This is a genomic window from Spongiibacter sp. UBA1325 (assembly GCF_002306875.1).
Classification (GTDB): domain Bacteria; phylum Pseudomonadota; class Gammaproteobacteria; order Pseudomonadales; family Spongiibacteraceae; genus Spongiibacter; species Spongiibacter marinus.
Window position 1 is genome coordinate 202,960 of the sequence record NZ_DBTD01000004.1, and the last position, 18,553, is coordinate 221,512.

General features: G+C 56.1%; 12 protein-coding genes. 4 read left to right on the top strand and 8 right to left on the bottom strand.

What is annotated here, in order from left to right; genetic code table 11:
• Window positions 1-194: 194 nt before the first annotated feature.
• The 3 genes from B3K78_RS03835 to B3K78_RS03845 are packed head-to-tail and all read left to right on the top strand — an operon-like array spanning window position 195 to window position 4,878.
• A complete protein-coding gene (locus tag B3K78_RS03835; protein WP_286694368.1) occupies window positions 195-1,982 on the top strand; it encodes an FAD-dependent oxidoreductase in 1,788 nt (595 codons plus the stop codon).
• Window positions 1,979-3,826: a 2-oxoacid:acceptor oxidoreductase subunit alpha gene (locus tag B3K78_RS03840; RefSeq protein WP_286694369.1), complete on the top strand. Its 1,848-nt coding sequence runs from the start codon at window positions 1,979-1,981 to the stop codon at window positions 3,824-3,826. Before B3K78_RS03835 ends, B3K78_RS03840 begins: the two co-directional genes overlap by 4 nt.
• On the top strand, window positions 3,826-4,878 hold the full coding sequence (locus tag B3K78_RS03845) for a 2-oxoacid:ferredoxin oxidoreductase subunit beta (RefSeq protein WP_204995133.1): 1,053 nt from the start codon (window positions 3,826-3,828) through the stop codon (window positions 4,876-4,878). Before B3K78_RS03840 ends, B3K78_RS03845 begins: the two co-directional genes overlap by 1 nt.
• 13 nt (window positions 4,879-4,891) lie before the next feature.
• Here the strand turns inward: B3K78_RS03845 and B3K78_RS03850 are convergent, their stop codons facing one another.
• Both B3K78_RS03850 and B3K78_RS03855 read right to left on the bottom strand, forming a co-directional pair.
• Window positions 4,892-7,441, bottom strand: coding sequence for a TonB-dependent receptor (locus tag B3K78_RS03850; RefSeq protein ID WP_286694370.1), 2,550 nt, complete (start codon window positions 7,439-7,441; stop codon window positions 4,892-4,894).
• A gap of 63 nt (window positions 7,442-7,504) precedes the next feature.
• Window positions 7,505-8,671 carry an alkane 1-monooxygenase gene (locus B3K78_RS03855; RefSeq protein ID WP_286694371.1) on the bottom strand — a complete coding sequence of 389 codons (1,167 nt, stop codon included), beginning with the start codon at window positions 8,669-8,671 and terminating at the stop codon, window positions 7,505-7,507.
• A gap of 208 nt (window positions 8,672-8,879) precedes the next feature.
• Between B3K78_RS03855 and B3K78_RS03860 the strand changes: the two genes are divergently transcribed.
• Entirely contained in the window at window positions 8,880-9,482 is a 603-nt protein-coding gene (locus B3K78_RS03860) for a TetR family transcriptional regulator (protein WP_051171230.1), read from the top strand.
• A 29-nt stretch (window positions 9,483-9,511) separates the two neighbouring features.
• On the opposite strand, the gene B3K78_RS03865 is transcribed toward B3K78_RS03860, so the two are convergent.
• The 6 genes from B3K78_RS03865 to B3K78_RS03890 form a co-directional block, all read right to left on the bottom strand.
• The gene (locus tag B3K78_RS03865; RefSeq protein ID WP_286694372.1) at window positions 9,512-11,008 is read right to left on the bottom strand and encodes a CoA-acylating methylmalonate-semialdehyde dehydrogenase; all 1,497 of its coding nucleotides are present in this window, start codon (window positions 11,006-11,008) and stop codon (window positions 9,512-9,514) included.
• An 80-nt stretch (window positions 11,009-11,088) separates the two neighbouring features.
• Entirely contained in the window at window positions 11,089-11,955 is an 867-nt protein-coding gene (locus B3K78_RS03870; protein ID WP_286694373.1) for an alpha/beta fold hydrolase, read from the bottom strand.
• 96 nt (window positions 11,956-12,051) lie between these two features.
• Entirely contained in the window at window positions 12,052-12,930 is an 879-nt protein-coding gene (locus B3K78_RS03875; protein WP_204995139.1) for an SDR family NAD(P)-dependent oxidoreductase, read from the bottom strand.
• Window positions 12,931-12,966: 36 nt separating this feature from the next.
• Window positions 12,967-15,576 carry a TonB-dependent receptor gene (locus B3K78_RS03880; RefSeq protein ID WP_286694374.1) on the bottom strand — a complete coding sequence of 870 codons (2,610 nt, stop codon included), beginning with the start codon at window positions 15,574-15,576 and terminating at the stop codon, window positions 12,967-12,969.
• A 152-nt stretch (window positions 15,577-15,728) separates the two neighbouring features.
• Window positions 15,729-16,241, bottom strand: a complete 513-nt coding sequence (locus tag B3K78_RS03885; protein ID WP_286694375.1) for a hypothetical protein — start codon at window positions 16,239-16,241, stop codon at window positions 15,729-15,731.
• Between the two features lie 27 nt (window positions 16,242-16,268).
• The gene (locus B3K78_RS03890; protein WP_286694376.1) at window positions 16,269-18,353 is read right to left on the bottom strand and encodes an LruC domain-containing protein; all 2,085 of its coding nucleotides are present in this window, start codon (window positions 18,351-18,353) and stop codon (window positions 16,269-16,271) included.
• Between the last annotated feature and the right edge of the window lie 200 nt (window positions 18,354-18,553).

The window sequence follows — 18,553 nt, forward strand, 5'->3', positions numbered from 1 at the left end:
AAATGACCTCCAGCAGGTGCAATTCGTTGCGTGTTAGCAGGCTCCCGTTTCTAGCTGGCGCCTCACTGTCGACAGCATTCTCGGAATGGCGCCATTTTTCTAATGAATTTTTAATATCGCTATGCTGTAATCGCCACTAACAAGACGTTTTTTGATTCCTCAAACCCAAATAAGAATAGTATTCAGGGGGAACATTGAAACCGACCGATGTAAAAGACCCGGAGTATTTCCACAGGGTGGTGGATTGCCAATATGCCTGTCCTGCCCATACCCCCGTTCCCGAATATATTCGCCTGATCGCGGCTCAGCGCTATACCGATGCGTATATGGTTAACTGGGAGTCGAATGTCTTTCCCGGTGTGCTTGGGCGCACCTGTGACCGCCCCTGTGAACCCGCATGCAGGCGCGGCAGGGTGGAAGAAGAGCCTGTTGCCATTTGCCGGTTAAAGCGCGTTGCTGCTGATAATAAGGCGGATATTCAGGACCGCTTGCCGGTCATCCCGAAAAAGAAAAACGGTAAGCGAATAGCCTTGGTGGGTGCCGGGCCGGCGTCGCTGACGGTTGCCCGCGACCTCATGCCTCTTGGTTACAACATCGACTTATTTGACGAGCAGCCAGCGGGCGGCGGATTCATGCGCAGCCAGATACCGGCGTTCCGGCTCCCTGAGTCGGTGCTGAATGAAGAGGTCGATACCATTTTACATATGGGGGTGGTCAGCCACTTTAGGCACTATGTCGACAGTTTGAAGGCGCTGCTTGAACAGAGCGATTACGATGCGGTGTTTGTTGGCAGCGGCGCGCCCATGGGACGCGATTTAGATATTTCTGGTCGCGAAGCCGCCGACGCGAATATCCACATTGGTATCAATTGGCTGGCCAGTGTGGCGTTTGGTCATGTGCAGACAGTTGGGCGCAGAGTGCTGGTACTCGGCGGCGGGAATACCGCCATGGACTGCTGCCGAACAGCCAGACGTTTGGGAGGCGAAGACGTGCGCGTGGTGGTGCGCAGCCCCTTTGAAGAGATGAAGGCCTCACCCTGGGAAAAGGAAGACGCCCAGCAGGAAGGCATTCCGATCTACGATAACCATGTCCCCAAGGCGTTTCTTGTTGAAGACGGCAAGCTGGTTGGTATGCGCTTTGAAAAAGTGAAGGCCGTGTATGAAGACGGCAAGCGGCAACTGATACCCACCGGCGAGCCGCCAGTCGATATGGCCTGCGACGATGTGCTGGTCGCCATCGGTCAGCAGAATGCGTTTCCCTGGATTGAGCGCGATATTGGTATTGAGTTCGATCAGTGGCAATTGCCCGTTGTTGATAAGGACACCTTCCAGTCGACGCTGCCCAATGTGTTTTTTGGTGGCGATGCCGCCTTTGGTCCGGAAAATGTGATTACCGCGGTTGCCCATGGCCACCAAGCGGCGATTTCTATTGACCTGTTTTGCCGCGGCGAGTCGGTGACACAGCGCCCGCCGCCGGGGGTGACCTTGGTCAGCCAGAAGATGGGTATTCACGAATGGAGCTACGACAATCAAATTGAAGATGACGCCCGTTATCGTGTTCCCCACGCCAACCTGGATCAGGCATTGTCCGATCGCAGCCTGGAGGTCGAGTTAGGCTTCGATGCCGAAACAGCCTTTCACGAAGCGCAGCGCTGCCTGAATTGCGATGCGCAAACTGTCTTCACCGAGAAGCTGTGCATTGAATGTGATGCCTGCTTGGATATTTGCCCAACCAGTTGCCTGAGCTTTGTTGTTAACGACGACGAAGAAAGCACGCTGCGTCAGAAACTGCGGATGCCTGCGAACAATCCTGATCAGGCCATTTATGTATCCGACAACCTCGCAACTGGCAGGGCCATGGTTAAAGACGAAAATGTCTGCCTGCACTGCGGTTTGTGTGCCGAGCGCTGTCCTACTGCGGCTTGGGATATGCAGCAGTTTTATTACAGCGTCAGCAAAGCCGGCGAGGAAGTACAGCCATGAAGCGTATCGAAGCGGTCAATGATTTTGTCATCAAATTCGCCAATGTTAACGGCACCGGCTCGGCGAGTGCCAACAATATGTTTGCCAAGGCGCTGTTTCGTATGGGTCTGCCGGTAAGCCCCAAAAACATCTTTCCTTCTAATATTCAGGGGCTACCGACCTGGTTCGAGGTGCGGGTGAACGAGAAGGGCTTTCTCGGTCGCCGTGGCGGCATCGATATGATGGTCTGCATGAATCCGCAGAGCATGGCGAAAGACATCAAAGAATTAGAGTCCGGAGGTTACTTCCTCTATGACTCCAGCAAGCCTCTCGACCTGCGTTTACTGCGCAGTGATGTTACCTTCATTGGTATTCCGCTTCGCGACTTGTGCCGTCGGGAATTTAGCGATCCGCGTCAGCAGCAGCTGTTTCGCAATGTGGTCTATGTGGGGGCGCTCGCCGCGCTGCTGGATATCGAGTTTGATGTGCTTACCGGCCTGGTGGCCGACCAGTTTCAGGGCAAGGAAAAGCTGATTACTTCCAATGTGCGGGCCCTGGAACTGGGTTACCACTACGCTGCGGAGAGCATCGACTGCCCGCTGGGTATTCGCGTGGAGCGTCGCGACGCCGTGGGTGACGCGATCCTTATCGACGGCAACACGGCGTCGGCGTTGGGGGCCATCTATGGTGGCGCAAGCGTTGCGGCCTGGTACCCCATTACGCCCTCGACCTCGGTCGTCGATGGTTTTGATAAATACTGCAAGCGCTTGCGCATTGATCCTGCCAGCGGCAATAAGAACTACGCCATTGTGCAGGCTGAAGATGAGCTGGCGGCAATTGGCATGGTGATTGGTGCCAGTTGGAACGGTGCCCGCGCATTTACGGCAACCAGTGGCCCGGGAATTTCGCTAATGAGTGAGTTTTTGGGGCTGGCGTATTTTGCCGAAATTCCCTGTGTGCTTATTAATGTTCAGCGAGCCGGGCCATCTACCGGTATGCCGACGCGAACACAGCAGTCGGATGTGATGGCTTGCGCCTATGCCTCCCACGGCGATACCAAACACGTGCTGTTGTTTCCGGCCACGGCGCAGGAGTGCTTTTCCATGACGGCGGAGGCTTTCGATTTAGCTGAAGAGTTGCAGACCCCAGTGATTGTGATGAGCGATTTGGATCTGGGTATGAATGACAGTATGTCGCCGCCGTTGAGCTGGGATGACCAGCGCGAATACCGTCGTGGCAAGGTGTACAGCGGCGAGCAACTAGAGGCGATGTCGGAGCGCTTTGGCCGGTATCTCGATACCGATGGCGACGGTATTCCCTATCGCACCTACCCCGGTGCCCATCCGGAGAAGGGCGCATTCTTCACTCGCGGCACCTCCCGAGACGAGTACGCCGTGTACACCGAAGACAGCGCGCAATACGAATTGAATATGCAGCGCCTGCTGAAGAAATGGCAAACGGCATCCACCAAGGTGCCCAAAGCGGAGGAGTGCAACGCGAGCGGCGCTGCAGATGTAGGGGTGATTTACTACGGAACCAGCCACGAGGCAGCGCGAGAGGCGGTAGACAGTTTGTCGCGAGCGGGGATTGCCGTCGACACGCTGCGGTTAAAGGCCTTTCCCTTCGATGATTGTGTGGCCGCGTTTATTGATAGCCACAAGCAACTTTTTATTATTGAGCAAAATCGTGACGCGCAAATGCGCAGCTTAATCGTCAACGAATGCCTGGTATCGCCGCGTCGTTTAGTGCCTATTTTAAACTACGGCGGTATGCCGATTACCGCTCGGCAGATTGAGAGCGATATTTGTCGCCACCTTGACGAGAACAAAGTACAACCGCTGCGCGCCGCCAAGGAGACCGTGTAATGACCTATTTACGCCCGAGTTTCCGCCATCCAGAGCAGCCGATTAACGAGTTGGGTTTTACCCGCAAGGATTATGAAGGCGCGCTATCGACACTCTGTGCGGGTTGTGGCCACGATTCGATTAGCGCGGCGATTGTGCAGGCCTGTTTCGAGTTATCCATCGCCCCACACAAGGTGGCCAAACTTTCCGGTATTGGCTGCAGCTCGAAGACACCCACCTACTTTCTCGGCAATTCTCACGGCTTCAACTCGGTTCACGGCCGCATGCCATCGGTCGCGACAGGTGCGAACCTGGCGAACCGCGACTTAATCTACGTTGGCGTCTCAGGTGACGGCGATTCAGCATCCATTGGTATGGGGCAGTTCACTCACGCCGTGCGTCGCAACGTGAATATGATGTACGTGGTCGAGAACAACGGCTGCTACGGTTTAACAAAGGGGCAGGACTCCGCGACCGCCGATGTTGGCTCGGCCAGTAAAAAGGGTGAGCCCAATCCCTTTGAGGCCATCGACCTGGCCAGCATCGCCCTGCAGCTCGGTGCCAGCTTTGTTGCGCGGAGCTTCTCGGGGGATCGCGAGCAACTCGTGCCGTTGATCAAGGCAGCGATCAGTCACCGCGGTTTTGCCTTTATCGATGTGATCTCACCCTGTGTCACCTTTAATAATAATCCGGCTTCGACCAAGGGGTATGAGTATGTGCGCGACCACTTGGCGGCGACGGGGACGGTGGATTATGTTCCGTTTAAGCAGGAAATTTCGGCCAGTTATGCCGAGGGTGAAAGCAAGGCGGTAACGCTGCATGACGGCTCAGTGGTGCAGCTTCGCAAGGCGGATCCAGAGCTGGACCTAAACAGCCGGCGCTCGGCGTTGCGCTTGATAAAGGATTACCGAGCCAAAGAGCAAATTCTCACCGGGCTGTTGTATATGGATGAGGATTCTCAGGACCTGCATGAAATTATCGGTACCAGCAAGACACCGTTGCAGGCCTTGACCGAGGCAGAGCTTTGCCCCGGTCAGAAGGTATTAGACAAGCTCAACGACAGTTTGCGTTGAGCTTGTCTGCGGCTTACCAGCGATAGGAGGCTTGCAGGGCGAGCGTCCGGGGTGGGTTGGTAAAGCCGTGGTGGCTGGTGGTGCCTGCGATGACTTTCTTGGCCACGGGGGTGTCAACCGCGTACAGCACTATCAGCTCGTCGGTGAGGTTTTTACCCAGCAGCGCCAGCTCCCAGGTGCCGTCTGCCGCAGACAGTGATACCCGGCCGTTGTACTGAATAAAGGCGTCTTGTTTTACGCGCTCATCCAGGTTTGGCGACGGGTGGTACTCGTCGCTGAAGATGGCATCCAGGTTTGCCCGCAGCATTAAGCTGTCACCCAGTGCGCTTTCGTACGCGAGCAATAAGTTGCCCGAGAAGTCGGCGGCATACTGGTTGGTTTTACCGGAGTAATCGCAGTTGATGCCATTGGGGTTGTCGGGAATCTGGTCCTGAATACAGGTGCCGAATTCGTGATTTTGAAACTCAAAGTCCAAAAACGCCAAGCCACCGGCAAGCATCAGGTTTTCACTCAGTGCGATACGGCCGTCGAATTCAATACCCTGGGTCACAGCGCTGGCGGCATTGCCGACATTGAAGCCCAGGGTGCCATCAAACACACTGACCTGAAGATCGTCGAACTGGGTGTAAAACAGTGCGGTATTCAGCTCGGCAACACCGTCGAACAAGGTGGTTTTCAAACCTAACTCGTAGGACGTGGCGCGCTCTTCCTCATACTCGAAGCTACCGATTAATACCTGCGGGTTAGGCCCAACGGCATTGGGGTTGCTCGGTGTGGGGTCGGCACTGGGCGAAGAGTTGGAGCGGGCATCGTAGCCGCCCGATTTAAAGCCTCGGCGAGCGGAGAAGTAGCTCATTGCCGCGTCGTTGATGTCCCACTGAATATTTACCAGCGGTGCAAACTGTGACTCGGTGCGCTTACCTTTTAAGTCGTGGCGCTCAGCGGCAAAGGTCACCGCAGCGGCGGTATCGGTTTCACCGATCGGCAGGCGAGAGCCATCCGGCAGCCCGAACTCTAGCTTCCTGCTGCCGCTTTTCTTCTCGTAGGTATAGCGGCCGCCCAGAGTCAGGCGCCAACTCGGGTTGATGATCCAGGTGCCTTGCATAAAGGCCGAGGCAATAATCGAGTCGCTTTTGAAATCGCGCGGTGAGCGAATATCGATCAGCGAGTTACCCGCATCGCCAATACCCAGTAGTTCAAAGCCGCTGCTGCCATTGGCGCCGGGGTCGATGTCGCCGCGTGCGCCGCCTTCAAGCAGGTCGGCAGCATTGATCAGCTGGGGAATCAGCGTGGAGGGCAGCACAATGGAGTCGAAAAAGTAGACATCGTTGTACTGGAAGTACGTGCCGGCGATCATGTCGAAGTTCTCGCCCGCCGGGGATATCCAGCGAAATTCCTGGCTGAACTGCTCGTATTCCTCTTCCATGACCACCTGGAAAAGGGGTGAGCCGGTAAAGTCGCAGTCACACTCTTCATCGTACTGGTAGGCCATGTAGGCGGTAGTCGACGAGAAGGTGTGCCCGTCTTTATACCAGTCCATATTCAGGGTGACGTTTTGCGTATCGTTATAGCTGAAGTCGCCATTGGCGTGGCGCTTGCGATCGGCCTTGGTGTCGAGCACCGAGTCATCGGCCTGCATATTCAGAATGGAGCCGTTGTCCTGCAGTTGCAGCAGGTTGCGCACCGGCGCTGGCAGGGCAGCGAAAACACCGCTGGCGGCGCCGAAGTCAGGGAATACAGTGTTGTTGAGAATCTCACCATAAGTGCGCCCGGTGAAGATAAAGATGTCTGAGTCAGAGGGAGTGTCGTTAATAATCTCCGACTGACGACCCACCACATCGAAGCTGCCAATTTCCAGTTTCAGCATGGCCTTGAAATCATCGCCTGGGTCCCAGCCGACTTTCAGTCGATAGGTTGCCTCGTCGCGCTCGGCCTCATCGCGGTCGAGAACCTGGTTTTCCACAAAGCCGTCTATCTGGCGCTGGCGCATTGCAAAGCGCATGCTCAGTGCGTCGGTCAGTGGGCCAGAGGCAACAAAGTCGATCACTCGTTCACCGAGGTCGGGCTCGTAGGTGCCCTGAATAAACAGCTCGGGTTCCTGGCTGGGCGAGGCTGTGCCGACATTGATGGCGCCGGCAATACTGTTTTTACCCAGCAGGATATTTTGTGGGCCACGCAATACTTCGACACGCTCTAGGTCGAGGAAGGGCGCGCGCGCCAGCTGGGCGCGGCCGTAGTACACGCCATCTACGTACATGCCAACCGATTGCTCAAAGCCTTGGTTTTCACCGGAGCCGATACCGCGAATATAAATGTCGGTACCGATACTGGATTCGGTCATCGTAAAGTTGGGGACGTAGGCCTGCAGGTCTTCAATTTTTGCCAGCCCGGCTTCCATTAATTTCTCACCACCGATTGCGCTGACCGAAACCGGTACGTCTTGCAGGCTTTGCTCGCGCAGTTGCGCGGTAACGATAACTTCTTCCAGCTGTGCGGCAAAAAGCTGCGGGCTTTGGCAGAGTCCGATAGATAGTGCGCTGTATAGTGCAGTCTTTCTTATCATTATGGTTCTCCATTACAAACTGAGGCGCCGCCTAAGCGGCGGCGACAGGTGTTTTCGCGTTGATTAGGCAGCTCGGCCCTGATTGCTTGACGTTGGGTAACGGCGTTTCAGCTTCTGCGCCTTACTTGGGTGCAAATGCGCCTGGCTGAGATTGCCCTGATGGTGAGCGACAACTTTCGGGTCCATCACTCGGAACCACAGCGGCGGAAAGTAGGCGAGGATCATCATCGACGCATAGCCAGAGGGCAGCTGTGGGCTGTCACTAAAGTGTCGCAGGGCCTGAAACGCTCGGTTGGGATGGGCGTGGTGGTCGGAGTGGCGCTGCAGCTGATAGAGCAACAGGTTAGTAACGATGTGGTTGCTGTTCCACGAGTGCTTGGGTAGGCAGCGCTCATAGCGACCCTTTTCATCTTGCTGGCGCAGCAGGCCATAGTGTTCAACATAGTTGATGACCTCCAGCAATGACGCGCCGAGGGCCGCTTGAACCACCAGAAACGCCAGGGCAGGCCAGCCCAGCCAGAGGGTGCATGCCGCGAACAGTACAATCGTCATCGACCATGCCTGAAGCACGTCATTGCGCCAGTGCCAAAAGCTGAGGCCTTTGCGCTCGAGGCGCTGTTTTTCAATTTCGCATGCTGAGCGCAAGCTGCCAATGACGGTGCGGGGCAGAAAGCGCCAAAAGCTCTCTCCCATCCTTGAGCTGGCGGGGTCTTTGGGAGTCGCGACGTTGCGGTGATGACCGAAGTTGTGCTCGACATAAAAGTGGCCATAGGCGACGGGGGCCAGTGCCAGCTTCGCCAAAAACTGGCTGAGAGCGTCGCGTTTATGGCCAAGCTCATGGCCGGTATTGATGCCGATGCCGTTTACGTAAGCACAGCTTAACAGGGCGCCAGCGATACCCCAGGGGCCAAGTTCAGTACAGGCAAACCACACAGCGATTAACGTGCCCACGTATTGCAGCGGGATATACGCGTAAACAATGTATCGGTAATAAGGGTCGGCCTCGAGTTGCGCAACAGCGCTCTCTGGTGGGTTTGAGCGGTCAGTGCCAATGACGAAATCCATCATCGGGATCACCAGGTACACCATGAAGGGAGCAAACCACCAGCCCCATATTTGTCCCGTTGTCATGTAGATGGCGGCGCCAACAATGGGGAACAGTGGAACCAATAGGCCCAAGGCCCACATATAGCGCTTGGGGTCGCGCCAGTGTGAAGTGCTTGCAGACATCCGAAATCGCCTCTTATTGAAGTTAACATGTGTTAAGATGGACTTTAGTCCATTAACTTAACGGGTGTCAAGATTTTATGCCAGGCGCTACTGTTCTCTGATATGTTCTATTTTTGTTGTGTTATCAACGGTTTGTGTGGATGTTGTTGGGCGGTAGTCGTGTGATGGTGTTAACATTTGTAAAAATGCGTTCTCAGTTGAGGAGAAAATGAGCGAGAGCAAGCCCAAACAGAGTCGCAAGGGGAACAAGGAAAAGTTGATGAATGCGGCCCTGAACCTATTGGCGGAAGATCAGAGTGGTTTGTCTGGTATCAGTCTGAGACAGATCACCAAGGCCTGTGGTTTGAGTCCCCCGGCGTTTTACAGCCACTTTTCCTCGGTGGAGGAGCTGGGGTTGGCCTTGGTTAGCGAGGTAGGTAGCACGCTGCGCCAAGTCTTGAAGGGTGTTCGCGATGCTGAGTCAGAAGAGGCGGTTATCGAGGCTTCTGTGCAAGCGGCCTTTGGGTATATCCGCGGTAACGAGCCACTGTTTATTCTTATTGCGAGGGAGCGCGCCGGTAGCTCTTCGCTGTTGCGAGGGGCAATTCGCAACGAGGTTCGTGAAATTGTTGAGGACATGGCGACCGACTTTCATCGACGCGGGCTGTTTGAGCGTTTCGATCTCGATAGCAAGTATGCCGCCGTGGCTGCCATTGTCTCGCTGGGCCTTAGTCTGATCCCTGATATTCTCGATGTGTCGCGGGACTCACCCAGCGACGGCGACCGCCTGCTCGCTGAGTTTGAAAATCAAGTAAAGCTCATCTTGTTTTAGCGGGGTCGCCTTTTTGGCGACCCCTCTAATTATTTCAGAGAAATGGTCATATTCGGCGCACCTGAACTGGCGTCATCCTCGGGCCAGCGCGCGGTAATGGTTTTTGTCTCGGTGTAAAACCGAACAGCTTGTTTGCCATAGGCGTGCAGGTCGCCCATGAATGACTTTTTCCAGCCGGTGAATGAAAAGAATGGCAATGGGACTGGAATGGGAATGTTGATACCCACTTGGCCCACTTCAACCTCACTTTGATAGCGTCGGGCGGCGGCGCCAGAAGCGGTGAAGATCGACGTGCCGTTGCCAAAGGGGCTGCTGTTGACCAATGTCAGCGCTTCGTCGAGGTTGGCGACCTGCATGGCGCACAGTACCGGGCCAAAAATTTCTTCCCGATAGATACGCATATCGGTGGTGACATCGGCAAATACCGTGGGGCCAAGCCAGTTGCCGTCGGGGAAGCCCGCAACCTGGCACTGGCGGCCATCGAGTTTCAGGTTTGCACCCTCATCCACGCCTGCGGCAATTAAGGTCTCCACGCGCTGTTTGGCTGCTGGGCTGATCAAGGGGCCGTAGCCGGCCTCGGGGTCTTTCCAATGCCCGGGGCGAATTGCCCGAAGTTTCTCAGTAAGTTCGTCCAGCCACTGAATCGCGTCGCCCACGAATACCGCCACGCTTATTGCCATGCAGCGCTGACCCGCGGCGCCGACAGCAGCGCCCAGCAAATTATTGATCACGGTGTTTTTGTCGGCATCGGGCATGATCACCATGTGGTTTTTCGCACCGGCCATGCACTGCACGCGTTTGAGCTGGTGGCAACCGCGGCGATAAATATGCTCGCCGACGGGAACCGATCCCACAAAGGAAATCGCTCGGGTCAGTGGCGCATCAAGCAGGGCGTCGACCTGCTGTTTGCCCCCGTGAACCATTTGCAATACGCCTGCTGGGCAGCCCGCCTCCTCAAAGAGTTCAACAAGTCGCAGCGCGGTCATTGGCACTTGTTCAGAGGGCTTGAGGATAAAGGTATTTCCGCAGGCGATTGCCATGGGGAACATCCACAGTGGAATCATCGCCGGGAAATTAAACGGCGTAATGCCCACGCACACACCCAGTGGCTGGGTGATGCTGTAGGTATCGACATCGCGGGCGACATTCTCAACGGTTTCGCCCATCAGTAAGCTGGGGATATTGCAGGCTTGCTCGACAACTTCAATGCCGCGCCAGACATCGCCCTTGGCATCTTCAAAGGTCTTGCCGTTGTCTTGAGCCAGAATTTCCGCCAGTTCATCGTGGTGGGCTTTAAGCAGGTGCTGATAGCGCAACATAAGCCGTGCGCGTTCGGGTACTGGCACTTTCCGCCACGATGCAAAGGCCTTTTCGGCGCCTTCAATAGCGCGTTCAATGTCGGCCTCACTGCTGTAGGGAAGGGTAGCAAGGTGCTGCTGTGTGGCGGGGTCGACAATGGTCTGCGACTCGGCGGATTGTCCCGGCAGGTACTCGCCGTTAATGAACTGCGGAATGATGGTCGTCATGGTTCACCTCGCTGTGGAAAGGGGGTCAGTGTAGCAAGGCCAGTGCGATAAAATGAATGCCGAGTGCGGACAGCGTTGATCTACAGCAATTGTTGCTCGCTCAACCAGCGCCGGGTTATGGCGGCAACTTGTTCGTCATCCTCTTGCAGGGCCATATGGCCGACGCCGGCGATCACCGAGTGGTCGACGCAGGGCGAGCACCGCCGCGCGTGAAACTCAAATACGCTGGGTGGGTAGAGGTAGCTGTGTTCGGCGCGCAGCAACAGGGTTGGCACCTTAATGGTTTTCAGCGCCTGCCAGGGGGAGTCAACATGGCTGAAGTTGTGTGCTTCCCACGCCGGTAAATAATTCAGTTGGTAACCATCGTCGACGGGGCTAAGTACAGCGTTGGCGTAATCGACAAAAGCCTGTTCAGAGAAGCGCTTATATATAGGTTTTTGCGCGTGATAGTCGATGAACTCGCGGTGGTCAGTCCACTGTTGCCGCCGCCCGCGTGTGCGTTTGACGAGGCCGATATGGCGCGTGACCCACGGGGAAATCAGCTTTGGAAACTTAGGCAGTAGGCGGCCGGGCAATGTGGCGGGGTCGTACATCACCAGTGCCTTGAATAAATCAGGCCGACGCGCGGCGGCAAGGGCGCTTACCGATGCGCCAATGGAATGTCCCAGTGCCACGACCGGGGCTGTTTGTTGGTGCTCGAGAAAGGCAATCAGGTCGTCGGCGTGATCTTGCCAGTTAAAACCTCGTGGTGGCTGCGCATGCGGCCAGGCTCCGCGGTTTTCCATGCCAAGCAGAGAAAAGTCGTCGGCAAAGTGGCGTAGAAAGAACTGGTAGCTGGCAACGGGAAAGCCGTTAGCGGCAGCGAAATGCAGCGGCTGCTCGCCCTTTCCGCCGTGGAGCCAGGCCGCGGGGCCGCGGCCAAAATCGTGTTCTACGCGCGTTAACATGGCGCCCTCCCGGTTGCTGTGGTTACCCATGTGGGCGCACCGGCGGCGCATCCACATGGGGCATTCTTACACCTGGGGTGGGCGTGGTTTCAGTAACTATGCGTGCAAGCCGTGCTCAATCGGGCATTCCCCACGAGCGAGTTTGCGCGCGCGCTCCACCAGTGTGTCTTCCATCGACTCGCGGCCAATCATAATCACAAAGTCGCCCTGATGCAGCCCATCCAGAGCAAACCGTGCCAATTCGTCCAGGTCTTGTACTGGCAGGTCTACGCCGATTTGCTTCATGCCCTCCATAAACTCGTCGAAGGTCATTTCTGCGCCTTCGGGGGCAGGCTTTTCTCGTGCGAGCTCAGCGGGGCGGTTGCGGCGCGTGGTCCAGATGCCCGTTGGCAAGATACCGCCGGACGGATAGAAGATGCAGGCGCGCAATTTGCTTTCCTGGCCGACAAGCTGTGCGTTTAGACACTCCGTCATGATCGACACCCCGGCTTTGCTCGAGGCGTAGACAGATTGGTCTGCCAGCGGTGAAATGCCGCCGTCCCCAGAGCTGGTGTTCATAATAATGCCTTCTTCACCGGACTCCAGCATGCGTGGCACAAAGGCCTGAACGCCGTGGGCGATGCCGCGCAGATTCACGCCTAATACCCACTGCCAGTCGTTGGGCGTGGTGTCCCACACATTATTGTTGGGCACGCTAACCCCGGCGTTGTTGCACAGCACGTGGCAGGCACCAAATTCGCTGAACACCGCATCGGCCAGAGCATTGACCGACTCGGGTTTGGATACGTCGGTGACAACAGCGCGCACCACACCCCCTTTGGCGGCTAACTCGGTTGCCGTTTTATCCAGTGCGGTTTTCTCCACGTCGGAGATCACCACTTTGGCGCCTTCCTCTAAAAATGCATTGGCGAGTGCGCGGCCAATGCCGCTGGCGCCGCCGGTAACGACAACGACTTTTTCTTTGAAGCTTTGCATGGTTTTCTCCTTGTTATAAATAGTGTGTTGCCAGTGTTAGAACAATTGTCGAAGATCCAGGCCGAACATTCTGGGTTCGCCCCAGGCCTGGTTATAGGTGCCGGATGAGTCGGCAACGGCGACGACGCCGATGCGGTATCGCTCGTCGGTGATGTTCTTCGCCCAGGCCGATACGCTTAAGTCACCGGCCGGGTTTTGCCAGGTCAGGCGGCCATCTAGGAGTGCATAGGCGGGCTGGCCGGCCTTTTCCGGTGAGTCTTTGAAGGCGGCATAGGATGCCGGGTCAAAACCGTAGAAAACGTCGCTTTTGTAGCTGAGGTCGAGGCGAGAGGTCACTATGCCGATGTCGCCGGACCAGGTGTATTGCACGCCAAGCGAGGCTGACTTGTCCGGGGAGACAGGAAAGGTCTCATTGCTGCGATCGACGAACTTCTCTTGGCCAACAATGGCCGACTGCAGGTCCAGCTCGGTGAATTCTATGTACCGATAGTTATTGATGCTGAGGCTGGCGTTAATTTGCAGTGCCGAGCTGGGAAGCCATAACAGTTCCAGCTCCGCGCCGCGTATTTCAGACTGGCCGGCATTGCCGAATACCACAACAACGTTCTGCGCCGAGTCTGAGCCAACGGCAATGAGTTGTTGGTCGTCAAAGTCCATGTGGTAGAACGCGCCGTTAATACGAACACTGCGCTCAAAGGCATCGATCTTAAAGCCGATCTCGTTATTGGTGACGACCTCCGGGTTGATCCGCTGCAGGCCGTCGACGCCCCGCGGCTCGAAAAAGCCCGACTTAAAGCCGCGGCTCCACGTGGCGTAAAACATTGCGCTGTTGAGCAACTCTCCGTCTAGCCAATGGTCCGGCAGTGTGTAGGCCAATGACACCATTGGCGTGGCCTGGCGAAAGGTTTCGTCGCCGATATCCTTGCGGCGGGTATTCGGGTCTAAGGGATAATCGTGCAGGGCATCGCCGTTGGCGTCTGGGAACAGGGCCGCGGCAATGCTCACTGGGTCGTCTCGCCAACCCAGGGGGCCGAGGTAGGGGAAAAAGCCGCCGGCACCGGGGCCAAACACGCCGATGTTAGTGCCGTTACCAAACAGGCCGCTGCCGAGCAGGCGCTGCTCAATTGCCGCCATGTCGGCCTCGGTGGTGCTGAGTTCGGACTGCCGCTGCTCTTCGGTAATGCGGTAGCCCAGTGTGAGCTCTAGCTGTTGGCTGATATCAAAGGAGGCTTGCGTAAAGGCGGCGAGGGTGGTGTTTTCCAACTCGAAGTCCGAAACCACCAGCGGGGCACCGATAAAACCGACCAAGGGCACGGTGCCGCCCGGCACGGGGCGTGTCGGTGACTGGCTGAGGGCAAGCTCTGCCAGGGTCTGCGAGTCGATGCCGCGAATACTGTTGGAGACGGTGAAGTTCTCGCTGTTGGTTTCCTGCATGGCAAATAGGCCGGCGGTATAGCGCAGGCGTTGTTCAAAGGCTGAACCATTGAGCTGCAGTTCAAAGCTGTAGGAACGCCGGTCGCTGTCCTCGGTATTGATGTAGCTACTCCACAGCGCGGGGCCGCCATCGGGATCGCTGGCCTGGATCGGGCCTTCCTTCTCACCGCGCAGGCCGATAACGGATTTCAGGCTCAGGGTGTCGCTGATCTGCCAGTCAGCGGTCGCCGCGAGCAGCGCGGTATCAAGATCCTTCTGCAAGCGCGGGTTGGGACCCTGGTTCGATTTTAAGTCGCCCAGGCGCTCCCGGGAGTTGGCGTCGCAGTTTTCCTGAAAGGCCCGCAAATTTGCGGGATCCGTGTCGCCGGGGTGGGCAACCCAGAGGCCCTGTATATACAGGGCCTCCTGGCTGGGCACAGAACAGTTGATACCACTGAGGTTTTCGCGGATTTTCCCCAGAAATGCCTGGGTATCCAGACTGAAATGCTCACTGGCTTCCCAGCGGGTTTGCAGCAACAGCGACTGACGGTCATTGGTGGGGTTGTTCTGGCCGGTGGCGACATTCTCGAAGTAGCCATCGTCTTTGGTGATGTTAATCGCTGCGCGGGTGAAAAAGTGATCACTGATAGGCCAGTTTACACCGGCTTTCAAACGTCGCTGGGCGTAGTTGCCGACGCCTGCTTCCACATACGCTGCGGGCTCGGCGTCGGGCTTTTGCAGGCTGACCACCATGGCGCCACCGGTGGTGTTTTTCCCGAAGAGGGTTCCCTGTGGGCCACGCAACACCTGAATGCTGGCGATGTCGACGGTATCGAGTAGCTGGCCGTCTGAGCGGGGTAAGAATAAATCGTCTAAATACACGCCTACCGTGGGATCAACACGGGCAAAACCGGTGCGTTCACCAATGCCGCGAATGTAAATTTGATTGGCTTGGCCCTTGCGAATCTCGAGGCTGGGAACCGACTTGGTTAACTCGCTGGTGTTGCTGATGCCGCGCTCGCGGAGACTGTCGGCGCTAATTGCCGTAACGGCAATAGGGATGTCCTGCATACTCTCGCTGCGCTTTCGCGCTGTCACCAGCACTTCCTCCAGTACCCCTTTTTGTACGGTGTTGTCAGCGGCTGGCTCCGCGTTGGCAAACGGGCTAATACTGAGGCCGAGGGCGATGCCCCCGGCGATAGCACTGAGGCTAGGGCGTGCAAAATAATCCACGATGACTCTCCGGCGAATTGGCGGGCAGTAATACGCCGCCGTTTAATTATTGTTATGAGTAGTTTTTCTACCTTGAAGTATTTTTACACCATAGTGTAAAAATACTTCAAGTGCCGGTGCTATAACTTTTTGTCATGTAGGGGTGATGGGCCTTAGCGAATGTCAATAAATTCCTCATCGCGGTACTGCCGCTGCCAGACGCGATGCTGGGTCTGATCCGGGGTATCGAGTTTCCAGATGCTTACCAGCAAGGTGTCGTCAGTATTGCGAGCTTGCACGGTGTAATCGCTGTTTCCTGCGACGTAGGTTTTCAATAGGCAGCTTTTTAAGTCGACGTCGAAGCCGTCGGCATTTTCGCTGTAGTTGCGGCAAATAGTCAGGAATTCATTGCCACCGCTGTCGCCAATGTAACTGGTGACGGTCAGCGTGTAGTCTTGGCGAAGATCAAAGCCCTCGGGCACTTGTAAATCGGCGGTGGTTTCCGCGGGCGGCTGCGGTTCGTCGACAGCGACGGGCTGCTGAACGGGCGTTGGGGTGATGTTTGCGCTGTCGCTGTCGGCAGTACTTGCCGTATTGTTTCCACCGCCGCCGCCACCACCTCCACCACCACAGGCGGTAATGGCAAGGCTAAGGCAGAGTGGTGCGATAAGTGAGTGGCTGCTCATAATAGTGACCTCGGTGTGTCGCCGTGTTTAGCGGTTGAAAATGTTTTTGGTGTTGGCGTTCTCACGGTTGTACCAGTCCAGGTGTTCTTTTCCCGACGAGCGTATGTGGTCGTGGAATTTGGGGTAGGCGTAGTGAATGTCCATGTACTCTGAGGGGTAATCCCATTTTGCCGGTATGTTCATTGCCCAGGGCATGTTGTTTTGGTTGACGTAGTACACGTTGGTATTGCTGGCGTCGTCACCTCTGCCAAGAAAATCCTGTTGAAAGGCGCTTGTTGGGGCCATACCCCTGAGATGAATTTCGAAGCGGCGTCCCGGTGCTTCTCCAAACAGATAGTTTCTTGTGTAGCCTGGCGTGGCGAAAAGAAATGGGTCGAAGGGGAAGTCGCCAAGGCGCTCTGATGGCACGCCTGTTTGCAGTGTGATCGTGGCACTAAAACGCATTTGTATGTTCGAACCGCAGCCGGGCTCGGTGCGGTAGTAGCGGCAGTTTTCCCCCGGGGTGGTGTATTGGTGAAGATCCTCTGCGATGATCACAATGGCGTCATCTTGATCTGGCTCCATGACGCTGGCTTGTGGAAGGCCGTTGATCGATAGGTGGCTCAGTGCTTCGATAACATCGTCGCGGTTAAGTCCGGGAAGGCGGAAAGCAAAGCCATTGTGGTAACTCGCGCCATGGGCGACGATTTCCCCTTCTATCTCGATATGGGTCAGCGAGTCGCCGAGTTGGTGTTTGGCTAAGCGGTATTGAATGACCACATCATTCATATCGTAGTCGCCCATCAGCGGCCAATTATCCTCAAAGGCCAGTGTCGCGCGGTCGTTTTCACCGGGGTAAAAAATGGTGGTGGCGGGCTGTTCTGCAATCTCAATGGCGTAATCTTCCACCTCGCCGTCGGGTGCACCGCCCTGACTGGTCAGCCCGGGTGTGGTACTCAAGCGAAAGCGCATCCAGCTTTCACCGATCGCTGCATCGGTGGGGGCGGTATAGGAGAGCATTGCCGTTCCGGCCGCGACTGGATGGTCCACCAACCACTGTTCGTCGCCGCTGAAATTGCCGTCGCCATTCCAATCCGCCCAGGCACTGAGCAAACCTGCGCCGCTGCTTTCAACTGACACTAATGCGCTTTTCCCACGCAGAGGCGTATTAAGAAAGGCAACGCCATCATTCTCGGTTGTCGCGTTGCCTAGTTCGGACAGCTTGGCATCGGCTTCGTAGCTGATGCTCGCGCCCAGATAGAGCTCGCCGTTGCCCTTGGCATGGCGGGCACCGTTGTTTTGCAGCGAGCTAGCATAGCTGTCCGGAGCGCTGCCGAAATCCGCGATGGCGATGCCGCTGGTAACGATAGGGGCCAGCGCACACCGGGCGCCATCGTTGTTGCTGGAGGCCGGGCCGGAGGCAAAGCGAACGGCTTTCGGCGTGCTTTGTGAAACGTCAATTTGGAAAATGAGGCCATCGTTGTTGCGGGAAATATAGAGGTTGCCATCAACGTCGAAATAGGCGGCGCCAAACGTTCCTGATTCGCCGGTATTGCCGAGCTTTTCAGCGGTGTTGTTCGAAATATCTATCTTCCAAAGTGCGCCTTGGTTATCCACGGCATAGACCATGCCGTTGCTGGGGTGGAAGGCCATATCGTAAATCTTGAGATTCAGTGCCGCGCCGGAAATAACTTTCTGCAGCGATAGATAGTCATCGCTGAGACTGTCCAACGAGAGCCGATACAGACCGTAATCGCTACCGCTTCGGTAGAAGTAGTAGGCGTTTTCCGTGGGCGATATATCACCGACAAAAAAACTTAAGCCCTGCATATTGGCATTGAGTTCCGCCACGCTGTTGTCAGCGCCAAGGCGGCTGATAGAGCCCGTTTCGTAGTTGTAGGCGTAGAGATAGCTGTCACTTAAATTGAAGGCGAGGGCATTCATTTTGGCACTCGTCCAACCCGGCGTGCTCAGCGGCTTACTGAAGCCGGTGGCGAGATCGACGCTGTACAGCTGCGCCACCCTGTCTTGAATAAGAAAGGCCTCCCCGGGGCAGCGCTCAAAGGGCAGGGCATACGTCAGCGAGGTGGTGCATGAAAGCAGGCTTACAAGGCCCAGAATTTTGCGTTTCATATTGGTCATCACTTATTCGTTGGCAGATGTCCTACTAATCGCAAAATTGATACCAATTAAAAAATCCTTTTATTTCATGGGTTTGGGGTTTTTGGCGGGAAGCTCTATCGGTTTTTCGCAAATTGCGACGCTAAATGCGTAGTCCCTCGCTCAAGTGGGCGGTGTTGTGAACCGAGTGGCGCTGAGGGCGGGCCTGGTCC